Source organism: Plantactinospora sp. WMMC1484 (assembly GCF_049315195.1).
Classification (GTDB): Bacteria; Actinomycetota; Actinomycetes; order Mycobacteriales; family Micromonosporaceae; genus Plantactinospora.
The window spans coordinates 1,983,503-2,005,407 of sequence record NZ_CP186055.1; the positions used below are offsets into that span (position 1 = coordinate 1,983,503).

A 21,905-nucleotide genomic window follows, 5' to 3' on the forward strand; every position below is an offset into this window, starting at 1 on the left:
CTGACACTGCCCTGACACGGCGCTTCACCGGCTCCCTGCGGCCGACCGCCGGTCGCGCACCGGGTCCGTGCGGTGGTCCTGGGCGGGGCGAACAGGGGTACGGCCGACGTGGGTGACGGCGGGACGTAGCACGTGGCTCTGCCGTCCCTGACCAGCGGTGAGCGAACGATGCCCGACCATGATCGCCGGTGTTGGTTCGCCCCGCCCGGGGCCGATCACGTGCGGTCGGTGCGCGTCGCCGGGCGGCGGTGCCAGCGCTGACCGCCGCCAGGGCTCCCTGCGGTACGCTGACAGCCGCCGCCAGCTAGCCTGGATCATGACGCCCTCGTAGCTCAGGGGATAGAGCATCGGTTTCCTAAACCGTGTGTCGCAGGTTCGAATCCTGCCGGGGGCACCAACACAAGGCCCTGGCCCGCAGCAATCCGGCCAGGGCCTTGGTGTTTATCTATGTGATATTGAATCGCCCCCGAAAACCCCTCAATAACACGCTGGTGGGCGACGGGTTCTGACGGGTCCGTACTGCGGCATGTCGGGGACGGGCCCCCTCCCTGTGTGTCTATCCGGTCCCGCCTGGGCCATGGGAGCGACGCTCCTGCCTGGTCGTGGCCTGGCCAGCGCCGAGCTGTTCGAGGATGTCTGAGCTGTCCGGGGCTAGAGCTGGCTTGACGATGTAGTGCCTTTTGGTGACCTGCTCGGTGGCGTACCCGAGCTGGGCTGCGGCGTGCTTGGCGTCAGCCTCCTTGTCTATCGGGGTGGCGACGGTTTTGCGGAAGGTGTGTGGCGTGACCCATTCGAGGCCAGCGTCGGCGCGGGCCTGACGCCACTGGCGGCGCACGTTCTGCGGAGACAGCCAGGTGCCGCGCCGGGAGGCGAAGATCGCATCGCGGGGTTGTCGGTGGCGTTGAGCTTTCGTTCCATCAGCATTCCGACTGCGAAACGAGGTAGGACAACGGTTCGGAAGCCGCGTCGGACTTCGTCCAGTCCTGCCGGAAGAAGCCCTTGCCCTTGAGGTAGACGATCGTGCCGCAGATGGTCAGTGTCGAGCCATCGGCGGCAAGGTCGAGGTATTCCCAGCGCGTTGGCAGGATCTCGCCGATGCGGGCGCCGGTGGCGAGCATGAGGTCGACGATGTCGCCCAGATCGCCGGTGTGCCGAGGCCCGGGTTTCCGGGTGTGGCCTGCTGCCACCACTGGATGGCCGCACGGACGCCCTCCAACTGCTCCGTCTTCAGGGCGACGATTTTGCGGCGTGGGTTGCGTAGCCGGCCGGTGTCGCGGACGGGGTTGGTCGTCAGCACGCCACGGCGTACGGCCAGGGCGAGCATTGCGTGAGGACGACCTTCGCGAGCCTGGCGGCTGTCGGGCGGTCCTCGGCGACCTTGCGCAGGAACTTGTCGATGCGGCCGACGCTGGCTCCCGGATACAAAGGTTGCCCAGGGCGGGCGCGACCGAGACGCGCTGGCCCGGATGGAGATGACTGCGCTGTTCGAGCTGCTGGCGGCCCGGTTCCCGGGGCTGGAACTCGCGGTGCCGGTCGAGTGGCTCCGGTTACGGGGCGACCTGGTCACCGGTGGGCTCCGGGAACTTCCGGTGTCGTGGTAGGGCGGTGGTCCTCCACCGAGGCTCCGCTCTGCTGACCTCTCCGGCGGCGCCATGCAGCTTGCCGCGGGCAAGGTCCAGGGCGGCGATCATGTGCCGAACGCCCTGGTCGCGGGTGTGACGTCTGTCCGTGATCGGGTCGACGAGCGCCCTGGGGGGAGGGCCGCAGGGCCAGGATCCCCGTGACGCCAAGTTCCCGCCAGTACCTCGGCGCGGGTAGCTGAACCTAAGGTCTTTAGGTTTTTGTCTACTAGGTGTAGGCTAGTGGGCGTGGGACGAGCGAACCTGACCTCAGCGGTCGTCGTCGCGGCGGCGGCGGAGCTGGCGGACCGAGAGGGATTCGACGCGATCACCCTGTCGGCGCTGGCCCGCCGCTTCGGGGTGCGGACCGCGAGTCTCTACTCGCACGTCCGCGATCGGTCGTCCCTGCTCGACAGCGTGCACGAACTGGCACTCGGCGAGCTTGCCGACCGGATCGCGCTGTCCATCGGCGGCCGCTCAGGGCGGGACGCGCTCGTCGCTCTCGCCGATGCGCACCGCGACTATGCCCGCCAGTTCCCCGGTCGCTGGAGCGCTCTGCAACGCCCGGCCGCGGCATCGACCGTTCACTCGGACGCGGCCGGTCACCTTGTCGCGCTCACCCTGGCGGTGCTCCGCGGCTACCGGTTGCCCGAGACCGAGCTCGTGCATGCCACCCGGCTGCTCGGCGCAACCATCAACGGCTTCCTGGCGCTTGAGGCGAACGGCAGTCTGGGGCACCGCGAGCCCGCGCCGGAGGTCTCCTGGCGACGAGCGCTGGATGCGCTCGACACGGTTTTCCGCTCCTGGCCGACCGAAGGAAATTCCTGATGCATGTCTCCACACGTTTCCCCGAGCTTCTCCGCGGCGTCGCCGAGGTCGAGGTCACCCCGCGCGGCGTCCGGCCACACCGGCTGCCCGCCTGGGTACGGGAGCAATTCCCGGACGGCCAGCTGCTGTCGATGGAGAGCCAGCCGTCCGGCGTACGCATCGTGTTCCACACGGCGGCAACCGCGGTCGAGCTGGTGACACACCCGACCCGGATCGCCTACGCGGACACCGAGCGACCGCGCGGACGCATCGACGTCTACGCCGATGGCGAGCTCGTCATGCGCGACGTGCTGGACGGTGGCGACCGGATCGAGGTCGACCTCAGCACCGGCCAGACTGCCTTCCAGCCCGGGGAGCCGCACACGACAACGGTTTCCGGCCTGCCCGCGGGCCGTCACCGACTCGAGATCTGGCTGCCGCACAACGAGGCCGTCGAACTGATCGAGCTGCGGGCCGACGCACCGATCGAGCCGGACGACGCCAGGCTGCCGCTGTGGGTGCACCACGGCAGTTCGATCAGTCAGGGCTCGAACGCGCTGGCGCCGAGCGAGATCTGGCCGGCCGTCGCCGCCCGTCATGCCGGTGTCGAGCTACGCAACCTCGGCCTCGGTGGCAGCGCGCTGGTCGATCCGTTCCTGGCCCGCGTGATCCGCGATGCCCCGGCCGACTACATCAGCATCAAGCTCGGCATCAACGTCGTGAATCTCGACGTGATGCGGCTACGTGCCTTCGTCCCCGCGGTCCATGGCTTCCTCGACACGATCCGTGACGGGCACCCGGAGGTTCCGCTGCTCCTGATCTCGCCGTTGTTCTGCGGAATCCACGAGGAGACTCCCGGCCCGGGCGCGATCGACCCCGTCTCGATCGGCACCGGCCAGGTGCGTTTCCTTGCGACCGGAACGCCCGGGGACGTCACGCTGGGACGCCTGACGCTTCAGGTCATCCGGCGCGAGTTGCGCTCGCTGACCGACCGGCGCGCAGCCGACAAGGACCTGCACTACCTTGACGGCACCTCGTTGTACGGTGCCGCCGACGCCGCCGAGCTTCCGTTACCGGATGGCTTGCATCCGAGCCCCGAGGCGCACCAGCAGATCGGTGCCCGGTTCGCCGAGTACGCCTTCACCGGTGCCGGCCCGTTCGTCCGGTGACCCCGCCCCGGCATCTCCCGCCGGACTGGCCACTGTAGCTACTCGTCGAGCCGCTAACCTTCCGATCCTTGGCGCCGTCGCGTCCGGGTCTCCGCCGAGCGCGGCCTCCCCCGGGTGACGACGCTGGCGTGGGCGCGGGCATCGGGGTCGCGGCGAACCTTGACCAGGCTGGCAATGGTGGTGACGGTGAGCACGCCGATGATGACGGCCAGGGAGACCGGGGTGGAGATCTCCGGCACGCTGGGGTCCAGGTCGACGTGTGCCCAGTGCAGGACGAGCTTGACCCCGATGAACACGAGGATCAACGCCAGCCCGACCGAAAGGTAGACCAGCCGGTCGAGCAACCCGGTGACCAGGAAGTACAGGGCTCGCAGCCCGAGCAGGGCGAACGCGTTGGCGACGAAGACGATGTAGGGCTCGTCGGTCACGCCGAACACTGCCGGGATGGAGTCCAGGGCGAACAGGATGTCGGTACCGCCGATGGCGATCAGCACGACGAACAGTGGAGTCACCACCCGACGTCCGTCCAGGCGGGTGATCAGTCGGCCGCCGTCGTACTCGTCGGTGACCGGCAGCAGTCGTCGGGTGGCGCGGACCAGGACGTTGTTCTCGACGTCGGGGTCCTGATTACGGTGCCGGAACAGCTGGATCGCGGTCCAGATCAACAGCAGACCGAAGATCAGGAACATGAACGAGAAGAACGCCAGCAGGGTCGCGCCGAGCGCAATGAAGATCACACGCAGGATCAGCGCGGCGATGATGCCGAAGGTGAGCACCTTGTGCTGGTGCTCCTGCGGAACGGCGAACGTCGACAGGATGATCACGAAGACGAACAGGTTGTCGACGGAGAGGCTCTTCTCGACGACATAGCCGGCGAAGTACTCGGTGCCGTAGCCCCAACCGACGATGCCGGCGAGAACCAGGCCGAAGATCACTGCCACCGCGATGTAGAACACCGACCACGCGATCGCCTCCCGGAAGCCGACCGCATGTGGCCGTACGACGCCGACGAACAGGTCCAACGCCAGCAGGGCCAGAATGACCGCGACCGTCAGGGTCCAGCCCAGCGCAGTGACCCCCATTGGTTCAACCTCCACTCGTGCAGAATGCCGCCGGTGCCGGGCCGCCGCAGACCTTCTCCGCCGATATGCGGTCCCGTTCGGCGGCCAACCGGGCACGCGACTCCGGGGTGCTGACCCTCGCATCGACGCATGGCAGCAGCTCGGCGATGGTCCGGCTGGGAAGCCCGGTCGCGTAGAGCATCTGGATCAACTGCACCCGTTCGACGGCCGGCTCCGGGTAGTGTCGCTGCCCACTGTCGCTGCGTATCGGCGTCAGCAGTCCCTGTTCTTCGTAATAGCGCAGCGACCGCACGCTCACGCCGGCCTTCGTGCCAGCTCGCCGATCCGCACAGTTACCTCCATCGCAGGCCCTACCTCTGACAGGAACGTCAGGTTGTGGCCTCTGACATAAACGTCAGGGTTTCTAGCGTAGCCGAGACGCAGATCAACGGGGCATGCGTACTGGTCGTCGGCGCGAACCGCGCCGGCCGCACCGTCGCCCGCCGAGACAGACAGAAGACGACGAGGTTCCAGAGCCGTGGTGTCGGTGACCGACCGGTCGGTCGGTCGACAACCACGCCGGCAGGCGTCCCGCAATCTCCTTGACGCCGATGCCGGGCCTGCCGAGACTGGCGGGACCGGGGTCGAGAGGCGCTGCGACGGGCTCTGCCCGCCACGCTCGATGCCCGCCACCAAGGGACGAAGGGCGCCTCCACGTGGAGGAGTCCGCTGGTGTCCGACCCGATCTCGGCTCACTTCGGCAACGGTGTCGTCGGCGAGCTGACCACCTATCCGATCAAGGGATGCGCCGGCCTCTCCCTCACCAGGGCGGTGGTGGCACCGGCCGGCCTCGCCCACGACCGCAGCTTCATGGTCGTGGACCCGGCCGGCGTCTTCCGCAGCCAGCGGAGCGATCCACGGCTCGCGCTGATCCGGCCGGCCATCAGTGCGGACGGCGGGCACCTGACGCTGTCCGCGCCACAGCGCGAACCGCTGCAGCTGACGGTGGACATCGACGCGGCACGGCGGGACGTGCTGCTGTTCGGTGCACCACTGCGTGGAATCGACCAGGGTGACATCGTCGCCGGCTGGCTGTCGCAGGTGCTGGGCGCGCCGAGCAGGCTGGTGCGGGTGCCGCCGGAGCACGGCCGGCGTACCGACGGGGAGACTCCGGGAACCTCCGGCTACGCCGACAGCTCGGCGATCCACCTGCTGTCCCGAGCCTCGGTGGAGCTGCTCAACGAGCGGCTTCGCGCCCGTGGCGCCAGGGCGCTGCCGATCAGCCGGTTCCGTCCCAACATCGTGGTGGACGGGTGGCCGGGAGCGCACACCGAGGACCACCTCCGGCGCCTGTCGGTGGGCACCGCCGAGTTGGGCTTCGCCAAGCGTGCCGCGCGCTGCGCGGTCACCACCGTCGACCAGGAGCGTGGAGCGCGGACCGGGCCCGAGCCGCTGCGTACCCTGGCCGCCTACCGCCGTTCTCCGGAGGGCGTGGTGCTCGGTGTCAAGTTCGCCGTGATACGCCCCGGCGAGATCGAGGTCGGTGCCGGACTGGTTGTCGACCGCTGGGCCCCGGGGGCCGGCGTCCGGGCCGATGGCCGTCGCCTGCACCGCGAACCGGTTCGTCCCGGTGTTGAGCCGGGACAGCCCCGTGGTCAACAGCGGGTTCCCGCCGAGCCTGCGTAGCACGGCGAAGAATCCGGCGGTGCGCAGCCCGAAGGCGACGGCGGTGACCGCCCGGGAGTCGAAGGAGGTCCTGGTCGCGACCGGGACGCCGAGCGTCGCGGTCAGGGCGGACTGGTCGGAGAAGGAAAGCGGACTGGTCGGAGAAGGAAACCAGTGCCTGGTACGGCGGCCGAAATCCGGTAGCGCGGCCACTGCCCGGGACGGCGCGCCGGGTGCGGGCCGGACCGGTTCGCCGAGACGCTCGACCGTCCACCTGACCGAGTCCGGGCCATGGTCGCCGGCCGTGCCCAGCAGGATGGCGAGGTCGGCGGCGCGCGCCGGCCGGTCAGCTCGCCGCCACGGTCGACCGGTGCGGGCGCATGACGAGGACGTAGAGCACGGCACCGATGATCGCGCCGATCACCCAGGCGAACCCGCTCAGTTCGGCCAGCCACGGGACCCAGACCGCGGCCACCGAGAAGACGGCGGCGAGCAGGAAAGCGCCGACGGCCCGCAGGTTCCAGCCGGCGGTGTAGTGGTAGCGGCCGGCCGGATCCATGCTGTACAGGTCCTGGACGCGCAGCGTACCGCGCTGGACGACGTAGTAGTCGGCGACGAGGATCCCGTAGAGCGGGGCGAGCACGGCGCCGAGCGTGTCGACGAACTTCGGCAGTCCGATCTGGTCGATCACCGCCACCCAGAGGGCGCCGATGACGAAGCCGAAGACTGCCGTCAGGTAGCCACCGCGCTTGAAGCTGATCCGCTGCGGCGCCAGATTCGACAGGTCGTACGCGGGCGGGATGAAGTTGGCGACCAGGTTGATGCCGATCGTCGCGACCAGGAACGTCAGCGCTGCCACCACGGTGAGTGCGGTGTTGCCGACCTGGCCGACGATGGCGGCCGGGTTCGTCTGGGGCTCACCCTGGCCGTCCTGGTAGACGACGTACGCCCCGGCGGTGATGAAGAGCGAGAGGAGGGTGAAGAATGCGAGGCTGACCGGCAGGCCGGTGAAGTTGCCGATCTTCATGCCGCGCACGTTCCTGGAGAACCGGGAGAAGTCGCCGAAGTTGATGATGACGGCGGAGAAGTACGCCACCATCGTGCCGACCACGCCGAGGAACGCGGTGACGGCGGCCCAGCCCTGGACGTCGGCACTGCTGAAGATGGTGCCGACGGCGGGCAGCAGTTCGTCGCCGGCCTGCACCCAGATCGCCACCAGCAGCAGCGTCATCACGACGTAGACGGCGGGGCCGGCGATGTTGAGGAACCGCTCGATCCAGGCGATGCCCCGGACGAAGAGCAGGATCTGGATCGTCGCCACGATCAGGTACGAGATCCAGTCGACCCCGGTCATCCCGAGCACCTCCGGACCGCCCGGGGTGCCGAGGAGTGCGTTCAACGCCAGGGCCACGGCGGTGGAGGCGAAGTAGGTCTGGGCGCCGTACCAGAAGATCGCGACGATTCCCCGGACCAGCGCGGGAAACATCGCGCCGCGTACCCCCATCCCGCTGCGGGCCATCACCGCGTACGGGATGCCGTACCGGACGCTGGGCACGCCGGTGAGGTTGACCAGGTAGTTCACGAAGAGGCCGGCGAGGACGATCGCCGCGAAGACCCACCAGCCGTTGATCCCGGCGGTGATGAACAGGCTCGCTGCCAGGGTGTAGCCGGCGAGGCTCTGCACGTCGTTGGTCCAGACGTTGAAGATCTCGAACCAACCCCATCGGCGTCGGCCTTCGGGCAGCGGCGCCAGGTCGGCGTTGTGCAGGTCGGGATGCGGGTCGGCGCCGACGGCGAGCGGATCGTGCGGCGCGACGGTTCGGGTCTCGGCGGACACGGCTCCTCCTGGCATGTCTACCTGCCGATCGGTCGCGCCGGCGGCGGCGCGCGGGGCGCGAGGCCAGCCCGGCGGGACGGGCATCGGGCAGTCGTCCTACGGAGCAGGTCCACCCTAGAACCCGATGGGGAGGGCGCCGAGTGTGACAAATGTAAATCGTTCGTTTCGGCCGCCCCGATCGCGCGCCGTCCCGGCCGTTGGCGTAGCAGTACGGCCCGCTGCCCACGTAACCGAGGTGTGCATCGGCGATCAGCCGGGCGCGTGGCAACTGGTCGGGGCTCCCCGAACTCACCGGCCCGCAGGTACTTCCGCTGCACGCCGACAGTGTGCGGCGCACCTCCCGGGGCGAGGTCAACCTGCCGCCGCGGTCAGCGGACCCGGACCCACTCGCTGGCGCCGTTGCCGAAGAACCGCATCCGATCGCCGGTGCAGATGTATTCGCTCGGCTCCAGCAGCAGCGACAGGTCACTGCTGGCGTTGCGGCTGCTTCCCCGGTAGAGCACCATCGTCCCGTTGGCCCGCACGTCGCTGACGTACTCCAGGCCGTTGCGGTGGTAGACGTTCGCCGACACGGTGCCCCGGATCCGGTGCCGCCACCGTACGCCGTTGACCGTCGCGGTCGAGTCCTTGCTCTTGTTGAAGTCCATCGTCACGCGCCCGTTCGCGGCGTACGTCTGCAGTACGCCGGTGCCGCCGGTGAACTGCACCTCGTTGCCGTCGATCCGGTTGATCGACTGGCTGCTGATGCTCCGCCAGACCCCGACCAGGCAACTGTCCACCCCGGCCGCCGTCACGCTCGGCGTCGCGGCGGGGGTGGGCGACGGGCTCGGGCTCGGCGACGCGGAGGAGCCGGATCCGGCCGCACCGGCCCGGTCGGCGCGTTTCTGCGGGGGACCGCCGGCAGCGAGTACGGCGGCGACGGTGACCGCGCCCACGACGCCGGCGACCGCCACGCCCGCGCCGGCGACCACGGCCCGCCGCGACCGCCGCGACCGCCGTAGCCTGACCCAGCGGCCGGACCATCCGGTCGGGAGGCCCGCGGTCGCGTCCGTGCCGCCAGGGCCGCTGTCCAGCAGCACGCCGGCGGCGGGCGTCCCACCGGCGGCGGGCGGCGTAGCGGCGTCCGGCCGCGTAGCGGCGTCCGGTGGCGTACCGGCGTTCGGTGGGGCGGTGGCGTTCGGTGGGGCGCCATCGGCGGCCGGCGGTGCGTCGGCGGCGGCCGGCGATGCGGCGGTCGCCGCCGTGGCCGGTCCGGCGGAGCCGGGCGGGATGCGCAGGCTTCCCTCCGCCACGACCAGTTCGGGCTGCTCCACCACGCTTGGGGCGATCTGCAGCGCCCGGTGCAGCGCGGTGGCGACCGCCGGCATCCGGCTGGAGCCGCCGGAGAGGAAGACCGCGGCGACGGAGTCCCCGCCCTCCACCCGGCCGAGCAGCGTACGGGTGGTCGCCACGGTACGGCTGATCACCGGGGCGGCCAGCTCCTCCAGCTCCTCCCGGCCCAGCGGCATCTCCACGTCGAAGAGCGGCACGTGGATCAGCGTGCTGGTGGCGCGGGTCAGCATCTCCTTGCCGGCCCGTGCGTTGACCCACAGTTGCTGGCTCGCCCGCCGGTCCGAGGTGGTGTCCGGGCTGGTCAGCCGGGTCCAGGTGGCCGCGTCTCGGCCGCCTATGGTGGCGCCGATCCGGTCCACGACGGCGGCGTCGATGTCGAGGCCGCCGCAGTCGGTGAGCCCCTCGGTCGCCAGCACCTCGAAGCCGTCCGCGCCGCGGCGTACCACGGTCACGTCGAAGGTGCCGGCACCGAAGTCGTAGACCACGGCGCACCGCCCGACCGGCAGGTCCCGGCCGGCCACCTCGACGAAGAAGTTGGCGGCGGCGACCGGCTCGGCGACCAGCCGCACGGTCGGCAGCACCCTGCCGGCCGCGGCCAGCAGGGTGCCCCGGCGGTGCGCGCCCCAGGCGGCCGGATAGGTCAGCACCGCCTCGGTGACCGGCTCGCTGGTGATCAGGCGCGCCTCGCTGGCGACCCTGCGCAGCGGCGCGGCGAAGAGGTCCTCGACCGACATCTCCCGGCCGCCGAGCAGCACGGTGCCCTCATCGACGCAGCGTTTCGGATAGGGCTCGTAGGAGTGCGGCAGGGAGAGCGCGGTGTGCAGCGCATCCTGGCCGACCAGCAGCCGTTCACCGGTGTCGGCGCAGACGGCCGAGCGCAGCAGCGGCGATCCGTCGAAGAGCAGCGGCCGGGGGTCCCGGCCCGGCTGAGCCAGCACCGCGACCGTGTTGTAGGTGCCGAAGTCGATGCCGAGTCTCGCGCCTGCCCCACGCACAGCACACACGGTACGGGAGCGTCGCTCCACCATGGTCGCCCGTTCGGCACCATGGTCGCCCGTTCGGCGCGTCCTGGCGGGGCGTGGTGACGGCGCGGGCCCGGCCGGAATCCGGCCGGGCCCACTGGTGAGAGAGGGCTGGTCTACGGGATCAGGCCGCCGGCTGCCCGTCGCCCGACCCGAGGGCCGGGGTGGCCGGGCTGCCGGGGGTGACGGCGATAGGGCCGGGTGATTCCGATTCGGATCTTACTTGTAGAGAAACGGGTCGCGTCGGCGCCGCCGCCGGCGGAGCCGAGTCAGGCGGCGTACGGCGGATAGCACGGACCTCCACGATCGCGGCCAAACCATTTTTCCCCCGTGGGTGTGTGGCGGGGACCGGTGGTGGGACCGCTAACATCCCTCGCCAAAATATCGCCTTCGATCGGCCGTCGGCAACACCCGTCCTGGACTCTCCTGATGACTTCTCTGGTCGGGGGCGCAACGCTCCAGGCTCGGCGGGGAGCGCGTGGGAGCGCGTCCATCTGATCATGGTTGCCCTCTTGACGATTCACCCTCCATCGTATTGAGTCAATATCGATCCGAACGGGCAATGCACCCGACGACGGGAAAGGCAGGGGGTGGCATGTCCGTGTCCCGGTTTACTTTGGCGTGCCCCGGAGGATTTCTCCGGACCAATGGCGATCAAATAGTTGACGGCGACGGTCGGCCGGTTATCTGGCGGGGCATTGGCCTCGCCGGTTGGCTCAACTTCGAGAACTGGATGACCGGTTTCCCCGCGTACGAGCAGGGCATGCGGGCGGCCGTGCGGGACGTGCTCGGCCCGGAACGCGCGGCGTTCTTCTTCGACCGCTTCCTGGAGCACTTCTTCACCGCCGACGACGCCCGGTTCATCGCCGGGCTGGGCTGCAACGTGGTCCGGATCCCGGTCAACTACCGCCACCTGGAGGACGACCGCCGGCCGTTCGAGATCGTGGAGAGCGGCTTCCACCACCTCGACCGGGCGATCGAACTGCTGGCCCGGCACGGCGTACGCACCATCATCGACCTGCACGCGCTGCCGGGCTGGCAGAACCAGGACTGGCACAGCGACAACCCCACCCACGTGGCCCAGTTCTGGCAGCATCCGCACTTCCAGGATCGCGTGGTGCATCTCTGGCAGGCGATCGCCGCCCGCTACCGGGACGAGCCGTGGGTCGCCGCGTACAACCCGGTGAACGAGCCGGCCGACCCGACCGGGGAGGTGGTCGGGCCGTACTCGCGCCGCCTGGTCGAGGCGATCCGCGCCGTCGACCCGGAGCACATCGTGATCCTGGAGGGCAACCGCTACTCCAACGACTTCGACGTGTACGGCGACCCGCTGCCGAACGTCGTCTACTCGCACCACGACTACGCGCCGCCCGGCTACGTCCCGGACGGTCGCTATCCGGGGACGGCGCACCTGACCCACGTCTGGGAGTCACCGGACGGGATCGGCTACGAGCACGGCATCCTGCTACCGGAGCAGTCCCGGGACCAGTACTTCGACGCGGCCGTCCTGGAGCGGACCTATCTCAAGCGCAGCGAGTACATGCTCCGCACCGGCACGCCGGTCTACGTCGGCGAGTTCAACGTGGTCTTCACCGGTGACGCCGAACGGGACCGGATGCGGCTCGACCTGCTCACCGACCAGTTCGACATCTACACCCGGCACCGGGCCAACTGGGCGTTCTGGCCCTACAAGGACATCGGCGTCGCGGCGCCGCTCACCGTCGACCCGGAGAGCCCGTGGATGCGCCGCCTCCGCCCGGTGCTGGAGAAGAAGGCCCGGCTCGGCGTCGACCTGTGGGGCGGCCGGCACGACCACATCCAGCAGATCATGCGGCCGCTGCACGAACTCTTCGCCCGGGAGTTCCCCGACTACCTGCCGTTCCCGTTCGGCAGCGAGTTCCTGATCGGCCGGCTGGTGCCGCAGATCCTCTTCGCCGAGGCCCTGCTGCCGGAGTTCGGTGAGCTGTTCCGGGGGATGGACGAGCCGGCGATCGACGAGATGATGGCCTCGTTCCGGTTCGACCGGTGCCGGCCGCGCCAGCCCCTGGTGGACCTGCTGCGCCACGCCTGCGCCCAGCGGGCATCGGTCTGAGGCGATGTCACCGACGACGGGGGCCCCGACGACGGGAGGCCCGGCGACGGGAGGCCCGGCGACGGGAGGGCCGGCCCGGATCCGCGACCTGCCCCGGCCGGCACCGGCACCGACGCACGGGCTGAAGGACACGCTCCGGACCGAGCTGATCGACACCTTCGAGCTGCGGATGCGGCCGGAGCTGTGGCGGCCCGGCGATCCCACCCTGCTGCGGGCACTCGGCGGCGCGCGCCGGATCCTCGCCCTCTGCGACCGGCCGGAGCAGGAGCACCGGCTCGACGCCTATCTCGGGCACTGTCGGGAACGCGGCGCGCTGGACCGGTACCGCACGGTCCGCCTCCCGGACCTCCGCAACTCCCACGACCTCCGCGCGGCGGGCGACCACGCGCCGGTACGCGCGGTGGTCCGGGCCGCCGTCGAGGCCGGGCTCGGCCGGCGGGACGCCTTCGTCTGTCTCGCCGGAGCATCGGGCACCGCCGTCACCGCGCTCGCCGCCGCCATGTACCGCCGGCACGTCCGCGCGGTCCGGGTGCACGACGACCTGCCGGCGCTGCTGGCCTCCCTGCACTGGAGCGCCCGGGTGCTGGCCGGTGCGCCGGCGCTCGCCGCCGAGGCGCGGGACCCGGTGCTCCTGGTCGACGTCGACACCCTGCTCGCCGACCCCGCCCCGGTCCGCCCCGACGAGCGGTCGGCAGTACGTCACCTGGCCGGCTTCGACCCCGTACTCGCCGACCAGCTCGACCGGGGTTCCGACCCGGCGCGGATCCGAAGGGCGGCACTGGACGCGGTGGCCCGACTGCTGCACCGGTACGGCCCCGGCGACCGGCGGATCTGGCGCCCGCCCCCGCGATCCCGCTCCGGAACCCGCCCGGCGCCGTCGACACCCGCCCGGCCACCCTCCTCGGGCGTGCCACCGGCTCCGTGCGTGCCGGCGGGCTCGGCCTTCCCACCGCCGCTGAACTTCGCCGTAGGGCTCGCCGCCGCGCGCGGGGCGCCGGCCGCGCGGGAGGCGCCGCGGGTGGCCTCCGCTCCGGTGCCGGCGCCGGTCCGGGCGCACCGGATCCGCGAACTCAGCTACCGGGTCACCTTCACCACCGGCATACTCGACCCCGACAACGCGGCGCTCTCCGCGCACCTGCCGGCCGGCGCCCGGGTGCTGGCGGTGGTGGACGACTACTCCCCGGCGGTCACCGCCGCCGTCCGGGACACGCTCGCCAGCCGGTGCCGCGGGGGCCGGCTCGCCGGCTACACCGTGCTGCCGTTGCGCAGCTCGCCCCGGGGCAAGACCTTCGACGCCGCCGGGCGGCTGCTGCGCCGGGTGCACCGGCTCGGGCTGGGGCCGGCCGACCGGATCCTCGCGGTCGGCGGGGGCACCGTGCTCGACCTGGTCGGCTACGTCGCGGCCTGCCATCCCGGCGGCACACCGTACCTGCGCGTCCCGACCACGCTCGTCGGGCTGGTCGACGCCGGGGTCGGGCTGAAGGTCGGCGTCGACTCCGACGGCCGGAAGAACCTGCTCGGCGCGTACCACCCGCCGCTGGCCTGCCTCTGCGACGCCGGGTTCCTGGAGACCCTGCCCGACGCCGAGTTCCGGTGCGGCCTGGCCGAGATCGTCAAGATCGCACTGGTCCGGGACGCCCGCCTCTACGCCCTGGTCGAGGAGCATCACGCCGCGCTCCGCGACCCCGCCGCCGCACCGGTGCTCGACGAGGTGCTGCGGCGGGCGGTCGCCGCGATGCTGGTCGAGCTGGAGGAGAACCCCTGGGAGCGGCGGCTGCGCCGGCTGGCCGACTTCGGCCACGAGTTCGGGCACCTGCTGGAGGAGCGCTCCGGCCACCGGCTCCGGCACGGTGAGGCGGTGGCGGTCGGAATGGCGCTCTCCTGCCGGCTGGGCGTGGCCGCGGGGCGGCTGCCGCAGGGCCTCGCCGACCGCGCCGAGACGCTGCTGCGCCGGATCGGGCTGCCGACGTACGACGGCTGCTGCGACGCCGACGAGCTGTGGCGGGCGCTGCACACCCACGTACTGCCGCAGAAGGGCGGCGAGCTGCACCTGGCCGTACCGGTCGGGATCGGGATCGGCGGCTTCGTCGACTCGATCGACGAGATCGACGCGACACAGCTACGCCGGGCCTGGTCGGCGCTGCGCCGCCGGGCCGACCCGGCACCCCGGCGGCAGCGGCCCCACAGCACCGCGCCGTCCGCCCCCGCCGCCCACACCTGGAGCGCTCCATGACCGCCGAGGCGGTGAGAAAGGCCCCCGCCCTTCCACTCGCCGCGGTGGAAGGGCCCCCGCTCGCCCCCGCCGGCGCGACCGGGCCCGACGTCGTGGTCGACGTGGGCGGCACCTCGACCCGGCTGATCCTGGCCGAGGCGGGACGACCGATCGGCGAGCTGGTCCGGTTCACCACCCCGAACCGGCGCGACCGCCCGGGCCTGCCGCTGGCCGGCGTACGCGAGCGGCTGCTGGACCGGATCGCCGAGGAGGCCGACCGGCTGCACCGGACCGCCGAGCCCGCCGGCCGCCGGGACCTCGGGGTCGCCGTCGGCGCGGTGGTCGGCACCGACGGGGTGGTCCGGGACGCCAGCGTGCTCTGGCAGGCCCAGTCGGCCGGCTACGACATCCGGGCCGCCCTCCGGACCCGGCTGCCGTGGGCTCGGGTGACCGTGCTCAACGACGTGGCCGCCGCCGCCTGGCACTACCGGCGGCTCGGCCGGTTCGCCCTGGTCACCGTGAGTACAGGCGTCGCGGTCAAGGTCTTCGACGACCGGCTCCCCGGCGCCGCGAAGCTGCTCTCCGACCCGGCCGGGCTGGGCGGCGAGATCGGGCACGTACCGGTGGAACCGACCCGGCTCGACGCGCTGCCCGGCGGCCCGACCGGAGCCGCCCGGCTCGGCCGGGCCGCCGCCGCCGGGGAGCGGGGTGCGCGCGAGTTGCTGGACGGGCTCGACCTGCCGTGGTGCGAATGCGGTGCCGTGGCCGACCTCTGCGCGTACAGCTCGGGACCGGCGGTGGTGCGCGCGGCGATCCGGCGGGCCCGGCGCGACCGCGCCGACTTCGCCGGCTCGGTACTGCACCGCATGGTCGGCGGCGACCCCGCCCGGATCGACGCGCGGGCGCTGGCCGACGCGGCCCGCACCGGTGACGCCTTCGTCGCCGACGTGCTGCGGGCGGCGACCCGGCACCTCGCGGTGGCGCTGTTGCAGGTCTGTGCCCAGTCCGGGCTGCGCACCGTGGTCGTGGTCGGCGGCTTCGCGCACGGCGTCGGCGCGCCCTGGTTCGCCGCGCTGCGCGAGTGGTTGGCGACGCTGCTCGTCGACGCCGGCTGGTTCCAGGGCTGGACCACCGCCGACCGGGACGCCCTGCTGCACGTGCCCGGGGACGCGGAACACGCCACCCTGGCCGGGATGGCCGGCTATCTCGCGGCACGCCGTACCGAGACCCGGGAGGTGGTCAAGCCGGTCGGCGAGTCGCGGCTGCTCCTCACCACCGGCAGCTGGCCGCGCTGCGGCCGGGAGCAACTGCTGCTCCGCCCCAGGTACGCCGGACTCTGCGGCACCGACCTGCAGATCCTGCGTGGCGAGCGCGGGCTGGAGCCCGGCGTACTCGGGCACGAGTGCGTGGCCGAGGTGGTGGAGGCAGGGGCGGCGGTCACCGGATTCCGCCCGGGTGACCTGGTCACGTTCAACCCCAACCACCCGACGGACGACTACCTCAAACTCGGCCACAACGTGCCGGGAGTGTTCCGGGACGTCCTCGTCGCCGACCTGGGCGCGCTGGCCCAGGGCCAGATCCTCGGGGTGCCGCCCGGCTGCGGCCCGGAGTGGGTGCTGCTGGAGCCGCTCGCCGCGGTGTTGCACGCACACCGGGTGCTCGCCGGGGACTGGTCCGGCCGGGATGTCCTCGTCGTCGGGGCCGGAGTACTGGGCCTGCTACACGCCGCTGTCGCCCGCGCCCGCGGCGCCCGTACGGTGACCGTGGCGAGCCGGACCGACCGGCGGCTCCGGGCCGCGGTGCGGCGCGGGCTGCCGGCCCCGGACGCGGTGTTGCCGCTCGGGCCGGGACTCGCCGCCGGAGTCCGCTCCGCCACCGGCGGACGGGGCGCCGAGCTGGCCGTGGTGGCGGTGGCCGGCGACGGCGGGCCGGCGGCGACCGAACTCGTCTGGCCGGCGCTGGCCGACGGCGCCCGCCTGCACCTCTTCGGCGGTTTCGGACCAGGCCGGCCGGTCCGGGCCGGCGGCGGCACGGTGCTGGACCCGGTGCCGCTGCGGACCGGGAGCGGGCGCCGGGTCGTCGACAATCCGGCCGGTGGCCGGTGCACCGTGCTCGGCACCCGGGGCGGTCGCGGTAGCGACTTCGCGGTCGCCCGCGAGCTGCTGACCGGCGGCGGGTCCCGGCAGGAACGTCCACCCGGGCCGGGCGTGCTCGACCTGGCGCCACTGGTCAGCCATCTCGTCTCGCTTCCCGCGCTGCCTCAGGTCGCGGCGGAGCTGCTCGACCACGGGACGGTGTCGGGCAACGCGGCGCTGCGGGTCGTGGTCGACTTCCGGCTCGACGGCACGGTGCTGGCCCCGGCACCGGCCCCCGCGGGCCCACCACCCGCACCGCGGGGTACGCCGTGACCGCGCGGCACTGGCCGGAGCCGAGCGGCGCCGAACTGTGGGCGTATGTGCGGGCCGCCGCCAGCGGCGAGCGGTACGGGCCGGCCGGCACCATCGCCGCGCTCGCCAGCCTCGCCGGAGCTCCCCGGCTCGGCTGGGTGCATCCGCCCTCCTGGCCCCGGGTGGCCCGGCTCACCGCCGCGCGGGGAGACGGCACGCTGCTGCGCGGTTGCCGCCGGGCGGTCTTCGTCGGCACGGGCGGCTGGGCCTTCGGGCTGCGGGCGATCTCGGAGGCGGTGCCGGGGCAGCGCGCGATCCGGGTCCTGGACTCGCTCGACCCGCAGGCGATGCACCGGACCCTGTGGGAGCTGCGCGGGTGCCCGGGGACGGCCTGGTTCGCGGTCAGCGCCTCCGGGCGTACCCGGGAGACCCGGCTGCTGGCCGCGACCCTCGCGGCGGCCCGGCACCGGATCTGCGGGGCGGTCCCGGCCTGGCTCTGCGAACGCGCCGGCACCCTCTCCCTGGCCGGCGGCTACGACCAGGTGGCGCTCTACCACGCCCCGCTCTCCGTGCCGGCGCTGCTCGCCGCCCGGATCCTGACCCCGGAGCACTTCGAGGACGCCTACCGGGCGTTCGCCGGCGCCGCCCGGGCGATCGGGGAGTGGGCCGGCGAGGAGTCCGCGCGGCTGCCGGCCGTCGGCCGGCCACGGGTGCTGTTCCGGCTGCCGCCGGGCGCCGGTCCGGGCCTGCGGCTCTGGACCCTCCAGGCCGCCCGGCAGGGTTGGGGCGGCAAGTCCGAGCGGTTCCGGCCCTGGCCGGACGTGGTCTGGGAGCAGAGTCCGGCGGTGTCCGCGCAGGATGCGGCGGCGTCCGCGCAGGATGCGGCGGTGTCCGCGCAGGGCGGGGCGGCTCCGTGTGACGCCCCGGCCGGTCGGGTCGCGGCTCTGGCGGCGGAGCCGGCGCCCGGAGCGGTGGTCGTCGATGTCGCGGCGGGGATCGCGGCGCTGCACCGGCCCGAGGGGCCGGCCGACGCGGTCGCCGCCGCGATGGCGGCCTGCTACGCGGTCGCCGCCCTGGTCACCTGCGTCGGGGTCCGGCACGGGCTGCGGTTCGCCACGCACGACGCGGTGGACCACTACAAGCGACTGCTGCCGGTGGCACCGACCGCCGACGACCGGCCCGCCGGAAGCCGCCCGGTGGGCAGCGCCGACGAACTGGCCACCGCCCTGGCGGGCTGGCTGGCGGAGCGACCGGACCTCACCGCCGTGCACGTCGTCGGATATGGAGCCGAACCGGTCACCGCCGTCGGCCCCGAGTGGCTGGCGCGGCGGCTCGGCCGCCCGGTGGAGGTGCACGAGGGCAGCGCCTGGAACCACCACTCGTACCACCTGGCCTGGCACACCCGCTCGGTCGGGGTGGCGGTGCTGCTCACTCCGGAGCGGCCGGCTGGCGCGGGTGACCGGGCCCTGGCCGGCGCGCTCGCGGCCCAGCGGCACACCCTGGACGCCATCGCCGGAGCCACCTACCGGTCACTCGCCCCGCGTAGCCTGCTCCTGCACTGGCACGGCGGCAGCGGCACGCCGGGACGGCCCCGGTGACCTTCCGGATCGGCATCGTGGGCGCCGGCTTCCTGGCCCGCCGGTCGCTGCTGCCGGCGATCGCCGCCGCCGACGACCTGAGCCTGGTCGCCGTGCTGGACCGGGACGAGGCGGCGCTGCGGGCGGTCGCCGCCGGGCAGCCGGGAGTCTGGTACGGCACCGACGTGCGGGAGTTCCTGCGTACGCCGCTGGACGGGGTGCACGTGGCCACCCCCAACCGGCGACACGCCGAGTTCGCCTGCCGGGCCCTGGCCCGGGGCATCCCGACCCTGGTGGAGAAGCCGCTCGCCGACACCGTGGCCGGCGGGCAGTGGATCCTGCGGGCGGCGACGGCGTCCGGGGCGCCGGCGATGGTCGGCTACATGTCGCGCTACAACGCGTACAACCGGGCGGTGGTCGAGGAGGTCCGGTCCGGGCGGCTCGGCGCACCCCGGTCGATCACCGCCTGCCACCTCGGGCACCGCGACGGGGACTGGCGCAACCGGCGGGCCGACAGCGGCCTCGGCTGCCTCGGCGACCTGGCCATCTATCCGCTGCTGACCGCGGCGGACATTTTCGACGCGGCGCCGACGGCGTGCCGGGCCACCGGCTATCCGGGCGGTGATCCGGAGCTGACCGAGATCTTCGTCGAGGCGACCGTCTGGTTCGGCGAGGAGCGGCTGCTCCAGATCGAGTCGTCCTTCACCGAGCCGCCGGCGACCGGCGTCTCGCGGTACACGGTCGTCTGCGAGCGGGGCCTGCTGGTGGTCCGGAACTCGTGGGCGATGGACTCCGGCGGCTCGGTACTGGTCTGCGACGAGCGTGGCCGGTACTGGCTGCGCCCCGAGCCGGTGGACCCGTACCTCGCCCAGTACCGGGCCTTCGCCGCCTGCGCGGCCGGGGCGTCGGTGCCGGTGGAGGTGGGCGTCGCGCGCGGACTGCGGGACCTGCGGGTGCTGCACGCACTCGAACGAAGCGTCGCCAACCGCGGGATGCGGCTGGCGTTGACCGGAGGGCAGAACTGATGAAGCTCGTCCTGCACAGCTACACCTTCCGCCGGTATCCGCTGCGGCACGTCTTCGCGGTCGCGGCGCGGCACGGCTGGGACGGCATCGAGCTGGTCCACTTCCACTTCGACCCGGCCCGGCTGGAGACCGAGGTCGCCGGCGCGGTGGCGCTCGGCCGGCGGTACGGGGTCGGCGTGCACTGCCTCGGCTACACCGGTGACTTCGTCGGCACCGACCCGGCGGACCGGGCCGCGTCGCTGCACCAGGTCGAGCGGACCATCGCCGCCGCCGCCCGGCACGGGATCGGGCTGGTCAACGGCTGGTCCGGCACGCTGGAGCGGGATCCGGACGACTGGCGGCGCAACGGCAGCGCCATCGCCGGGGAGGCGCACTACGAGCGGGCGGCCGAGGGCTACCGCCGGCTCGGCGAGTACGCCCACCGGCACGGCGTACGGGTCGGGGTGGAGGTCTATCCCGGCTCCGTACACGACACGGTCGCCGGCACGGCCAGGCTGCTGGCGATGGTCGACCATCCGGCGGTGGTCGCCACGGCCGACCCGGGCAACGCCTACGTGGTGAGCCCGGCGGACCGGGATCCGGCCGTGCTCGACCAACTCGCCGGCAGGCTCGGCTACTTCCACCTGAAGAACCTCCGACCGGACGGCGGACGGGCCGACTTCAACGTGGACACCGCCGAGGGGGTGCTGGACAACTACGCCTGGATCACCCGGGCGGAATCGCTCGGCGTACCGGCGATCTGCGTCGAGTACTGCGGGGACGGCGACCCGCATCCGCCGATCGCCCGCGCCGGCGACTACGTACGCGACTGCCTCGCTCTCCGCGCGGACCTGGCCCGCCGGCACGAGCAGGCCGAGGCGGCGGGGCCCGGTGCTGGCGGGGCGGTGCTGGCCGGCGCGGCCCGGTCCGGCCGGTGAACCCGGCAGCGGCACCCGGGCGGTGGGGCGGGGTCCCGGGTGGCCTGCCGGACGGCCGCTCGGGTGGCCTGCCGGACGGCCGCTCGGGTGGCCTGCCGGACGGCCGCTCGGGTGGCCTGCCGGACGGCCGCTCGGGTGGCCTGCCGGCGGGGCGGCCGGTCCGGTGGGGTGTGCTCGGCACCGGCTGGATCGCCGGCCGGTTCGTCGAGGACCTGCGGCGGCTGCCGGACGCCGAGGTGGTGGCGGTCGGCTCGCGCACGCCGGAGGCGGCCGAGTGCTTCGCGGCCCGACACGCGATCCCGTACGCCCACGGCGGCTGGTCGCGGTTTGCCGCCGACGACCGGGTCGACGTCGTCTACGTCGCCACCCCGCACGCGAGCCACCACGCCGCGACCGCACTCTGCCTCGACGCCGGCCGTCCGGTGCTCTGCGAGAAGCCGTTCACGCTCAACACCGGCCAGGCCCTCGACCTGATCGCCCGGGCCCGATCCGCCGGCCTCTTCCTGATGGAGGCGATGTGGATGCGCTGCGTGCCGGCGATCCTCCGGTTGGCCGAACTCGTCCGGGAGGGTGTCATCGGGGCACCCCGGCTGGTGCAGGCGGACTTCGGCCTGGTGGGGCCGGACGATCCCGGCCACCGGCTGCGGGACCCGGCGCTCGGCGGCGGCGCCCTGCTGGACCTCGGGGTCTATCCGGTGACCCTGGCCCAACTCCTGCTCGGGGTGCCCGGGTCGGTCACCGGAGTCGCCACCCTCGACCCGCACGGCATCGACGAGACCACCTCGCTGGTGCTGGGCTATCCGGACGGTGCGCTGGCGGCCCTCTCCTGTTCGATCGTCGCCGACACGCCGTGGACGGCGACGGTCTGCGGCACCACCGGCCGGATCGAGCTGGGCCGGGGCTTCTTCCGGCCCGCCAGGCTGACCCTGTGCCGGGGCGACGCCGAGCCCCGGATCATCGAGGCGCCGTACCAGGGGGAGGGGTTCGTCCACGAGGCGGTCGAGGTGATGCGCTGCCTGCGGGCCGGGCTCACCGAGAGCCCGCTGGCCACCCTGGCCGACACCGTGGCGGTGCTGCGGATCCTGGACGAGGTGCGGGCGCGCGTCGGGGTCAGGTATCCGGCCGACGGGATGTGGTCGGGCCGGTCGGGGAGAGACGAGGCGGTTGTGCGGTCAGGGCGAAA

At 72.9% G+C, this 21,905-nt stretch carries 14 protein-coding genes, 1 tRNA gene and 2 pseudogenes; 12 read left to right on the forward strand and 5 right to left on the reverse strand.

Features of this window, described 5'->3' with window-relative positions:
- Nucleotides 1-321 precede the first annotated feature (321 nt).
- A tRNA-Arg gene (locus ACN28C_RS08685) sits at nt 322-397 on the forward strand.
- Nucleotides 398-556: 159 nt separating this feature from the next.
- Here ACN28C_RS08685 and ACN28C_RS08690 read toward each other — a convergent pair.
- Nucleotides 557-1,457 (reverse strand): annotated as a pseudogene (locus tag ACN28C_RS08690) (tyrosine-type recombinase/integrase); the annotation flags it as partial.
- A gap of 15 nt (nt 1,458-1,472) precedes the next feature.
- Here ACN28C_RS08690 and ACN28C_RS08695 point away from each other — a divergent pair.
- The 3 genes from ACN28C_RS08695 to ACN28C_RS08705 all read left to right on the forward strand — a co-directional run bounded on the left by ACN28C_RS08695 (nt 1,473) and on the right by ACN28C_RS08705 (nt 3,595).
- Nucleotides 1,473-1,601, forward strand: coding sequence for a hypothetical protein (locus ACN28C_RS08695; RefSeq protein ID WP_422773014.1), 129 nt, complete (start codon nt 1,473-1,475; stop codon nt 1,599-1,601).
- Nucleotides 1,602-1,868: 267 nt separating this feature from the next.
- Nucleotides 1,869-2,447: a WHG domain-containing protein gene (locus tag ACN28C_RS08700; RefSeq protein ID WP_422773015.1), complete on the forward strand. Its 579-nt coding sequence runs from the start codon at nt 1,869-1,871 to the stop codon at nt 2,445-2,447.
- Nucleotides 2,447-3,595, forward strand: a complete 1,149-nt coding sequence (locus ACN28C_RS08705; RefSeq protein ID WP_422773016.1) for a GDSL-type esterase/lipase family protein — start codon at nt 2,447-2,449, stop codon at nt 3,593-3,595. Before ACN28C_RS08700 ends, ACN28C_RS08705 begins: the two co-directional genes overlap by 1 nt.
- A gap of 53 nt (nt 3,596-3,648) precedes the next feature.
- On the opposite strand, the gene ACN28C_RS08710 is transcribed toward ACN28C_RS08705, so the two are convergent.
- Entirely contained in the window at nt 3,649-4,677 is a 1,029-nt protein-coding gene (locus ACN28C_RS08710; protein WP_422773017.1) for a TerC family protein, read from the reverse strand.
- 4 nt (nt 4,678-4,681) lie between these two features.
- Nucleotides 4,682-4,975 carry a MerR family transcriptional regulator gene (locus ACN28C_RS08715; RefSeq protein ID WP_422773018.1) on the reverse strand — a complete coding sequence of 98 codons (294 nt, stop codon included), beginning with the start codon at nt 4,973-4,975 and terminating at the stop codon, nt 4,682-4,684.
- A gap of 413 nt (nt 4,976-5,388) precedes the next feature.
- Between ACN28C_RS08715 and ACN28C_RS08720 the strand changes: the two genes are divergently transcribed.
- A complete protein-coding gene (locus tag ACN28C_RS08720) occupies nt 5,389-6,342 on the forward strand; it encodes an MOSC domain-containing protein (RefSeq protein ID WP_422773019.1) in 954 nt (317 codons plus the stop codon).
- A gap of 325 nt (nt 6,343-6,667) precedes the next feature.
- Here ACN28C_RS08720 and ACN28C_RS08725 read toward each other — a convergent pair whose 3' ends face one another.
- Nucleotides 6,668-8,158 (reverse strand): NCS1 family nucleobase:cation symporter-1, encoded by a 1,491-nt coding sequence (locus ACN28C_RS08725; RefSeq protein ID WP_422773020.1) that lies wholly within the window; start codon nt 8,156-8,158, stop codon nt 6,668-6,670.
- A gap of 368 nt (nt 8,159-8,526) precedes the next feature.
- A complete protein-coding gene (locus tag ACN28C_RS08730; RefSeq protein ID WP_422773021.1) occupies nt 8,527-10,485 on the reverse strand; it encodes an Hsp70 family protein in 1,959 nt (652 codons plus the stop codon).
- A gap of 760 nt (nt 10,486-11,245) precedes the next feature.
- Between ACN28C_RS08730 and ACN28C_RS08735 the strand changes: the two genes are divergently transcribed.
- The 7 genes and pseudogenes from ACN28C_RS08735 to ACN28C_RS08765 all read left to right on the forward strand — a co-directional run.
- Nucleotides 11,246-12,604, forward strand: coding sequence for a glycoside hydrolase family 5 protein (locus ACN28C_RS08735; protein ID WP_422773022.1), 1,359 nt, complete (start codon nt 11,246-11,248; stop codon nt 12,602-12,604).
- A gap of 4 nt (nt 12,605-12,608) precedes the next feature.
- Nucleotides 12,609-14,837: a 3-dehydroquinate synthase family protein gene (locus ACN28C_RS08740; protein WP_422773023.1), complete on the forward strand. Its 2,229-nt coding sequence runs from the start codon at nt 12,609-12,611 to the stop codon at nt 14,835-14,837.
- A 44-nt stretch (nt 14,838-14,881) separates the two neighbouring features.
- Nucleotides 14,882-17,224 carry an ROK family protein gene (locus tag ACN28C_RS08745; RefSeq protein WP_422773024.1) on the forward strand — a complete coding sequence of 781 codons (2,343 nt, stop codon included), beginning with the start codon at nt 14,882-14,884 and terminating at the stop codon, nt 17,222-17,224.
- On the forward strand, nt 17,221-18,801 hold the full coding sequence (locus tag ACN28C_RS08750; protein ID WP_422773025.1) for a hypothetical protein: 1,581 nt from the start codon (nt 17,221-17,223) through the stop codon (nt 18,799-18,801). Before ACN28C_RS08745 ends, ACN28C_RS08750 begins: the two co-directional genes overlap by 4 nt.
- Nucleotides 18,798-19,805, forward strand: a complete 1,008-nt coding sequence (locus ACN28C_RS08755; RefSeq protein WP_422773026.1) for a Gfo/Idh/MocA family protein — start codon at nt 18,798-18,800, stop codon at nt 19,803-19,805. The genes ACN28C_RS08750 and ACN28C_RS08755 overlap by 4 nt, the downstream gene beginning before the upstream one ends.
- Complete coding sequence (locus ACN28C_RS08760; RefSeq protein WP_422773027.1) at nt 19,805-20,722, forward strand: sugar phosphate isomerase/epimerase family protein; 918 nt, start codon at nt 19,805-19,807, stop codon at nt 20,720-20,722. Before ACN28C_RS08755 ends, ACN28C_RS08760 begins: the two co-directional genes overlap by 1 nt.
- A gap of 140 nt (nt 20,723-20,862) precedes the next feature.
- Nucleotides 20,863-21,840 (forward strand): annotated as a pseudogene (locus ACN28C_RS08765) (Gfo/Idh/MocA family protein); the annotation flags it as partial.
- Nucleotides 21,841-21,905 lie beyond the last annotated feature (65 nt).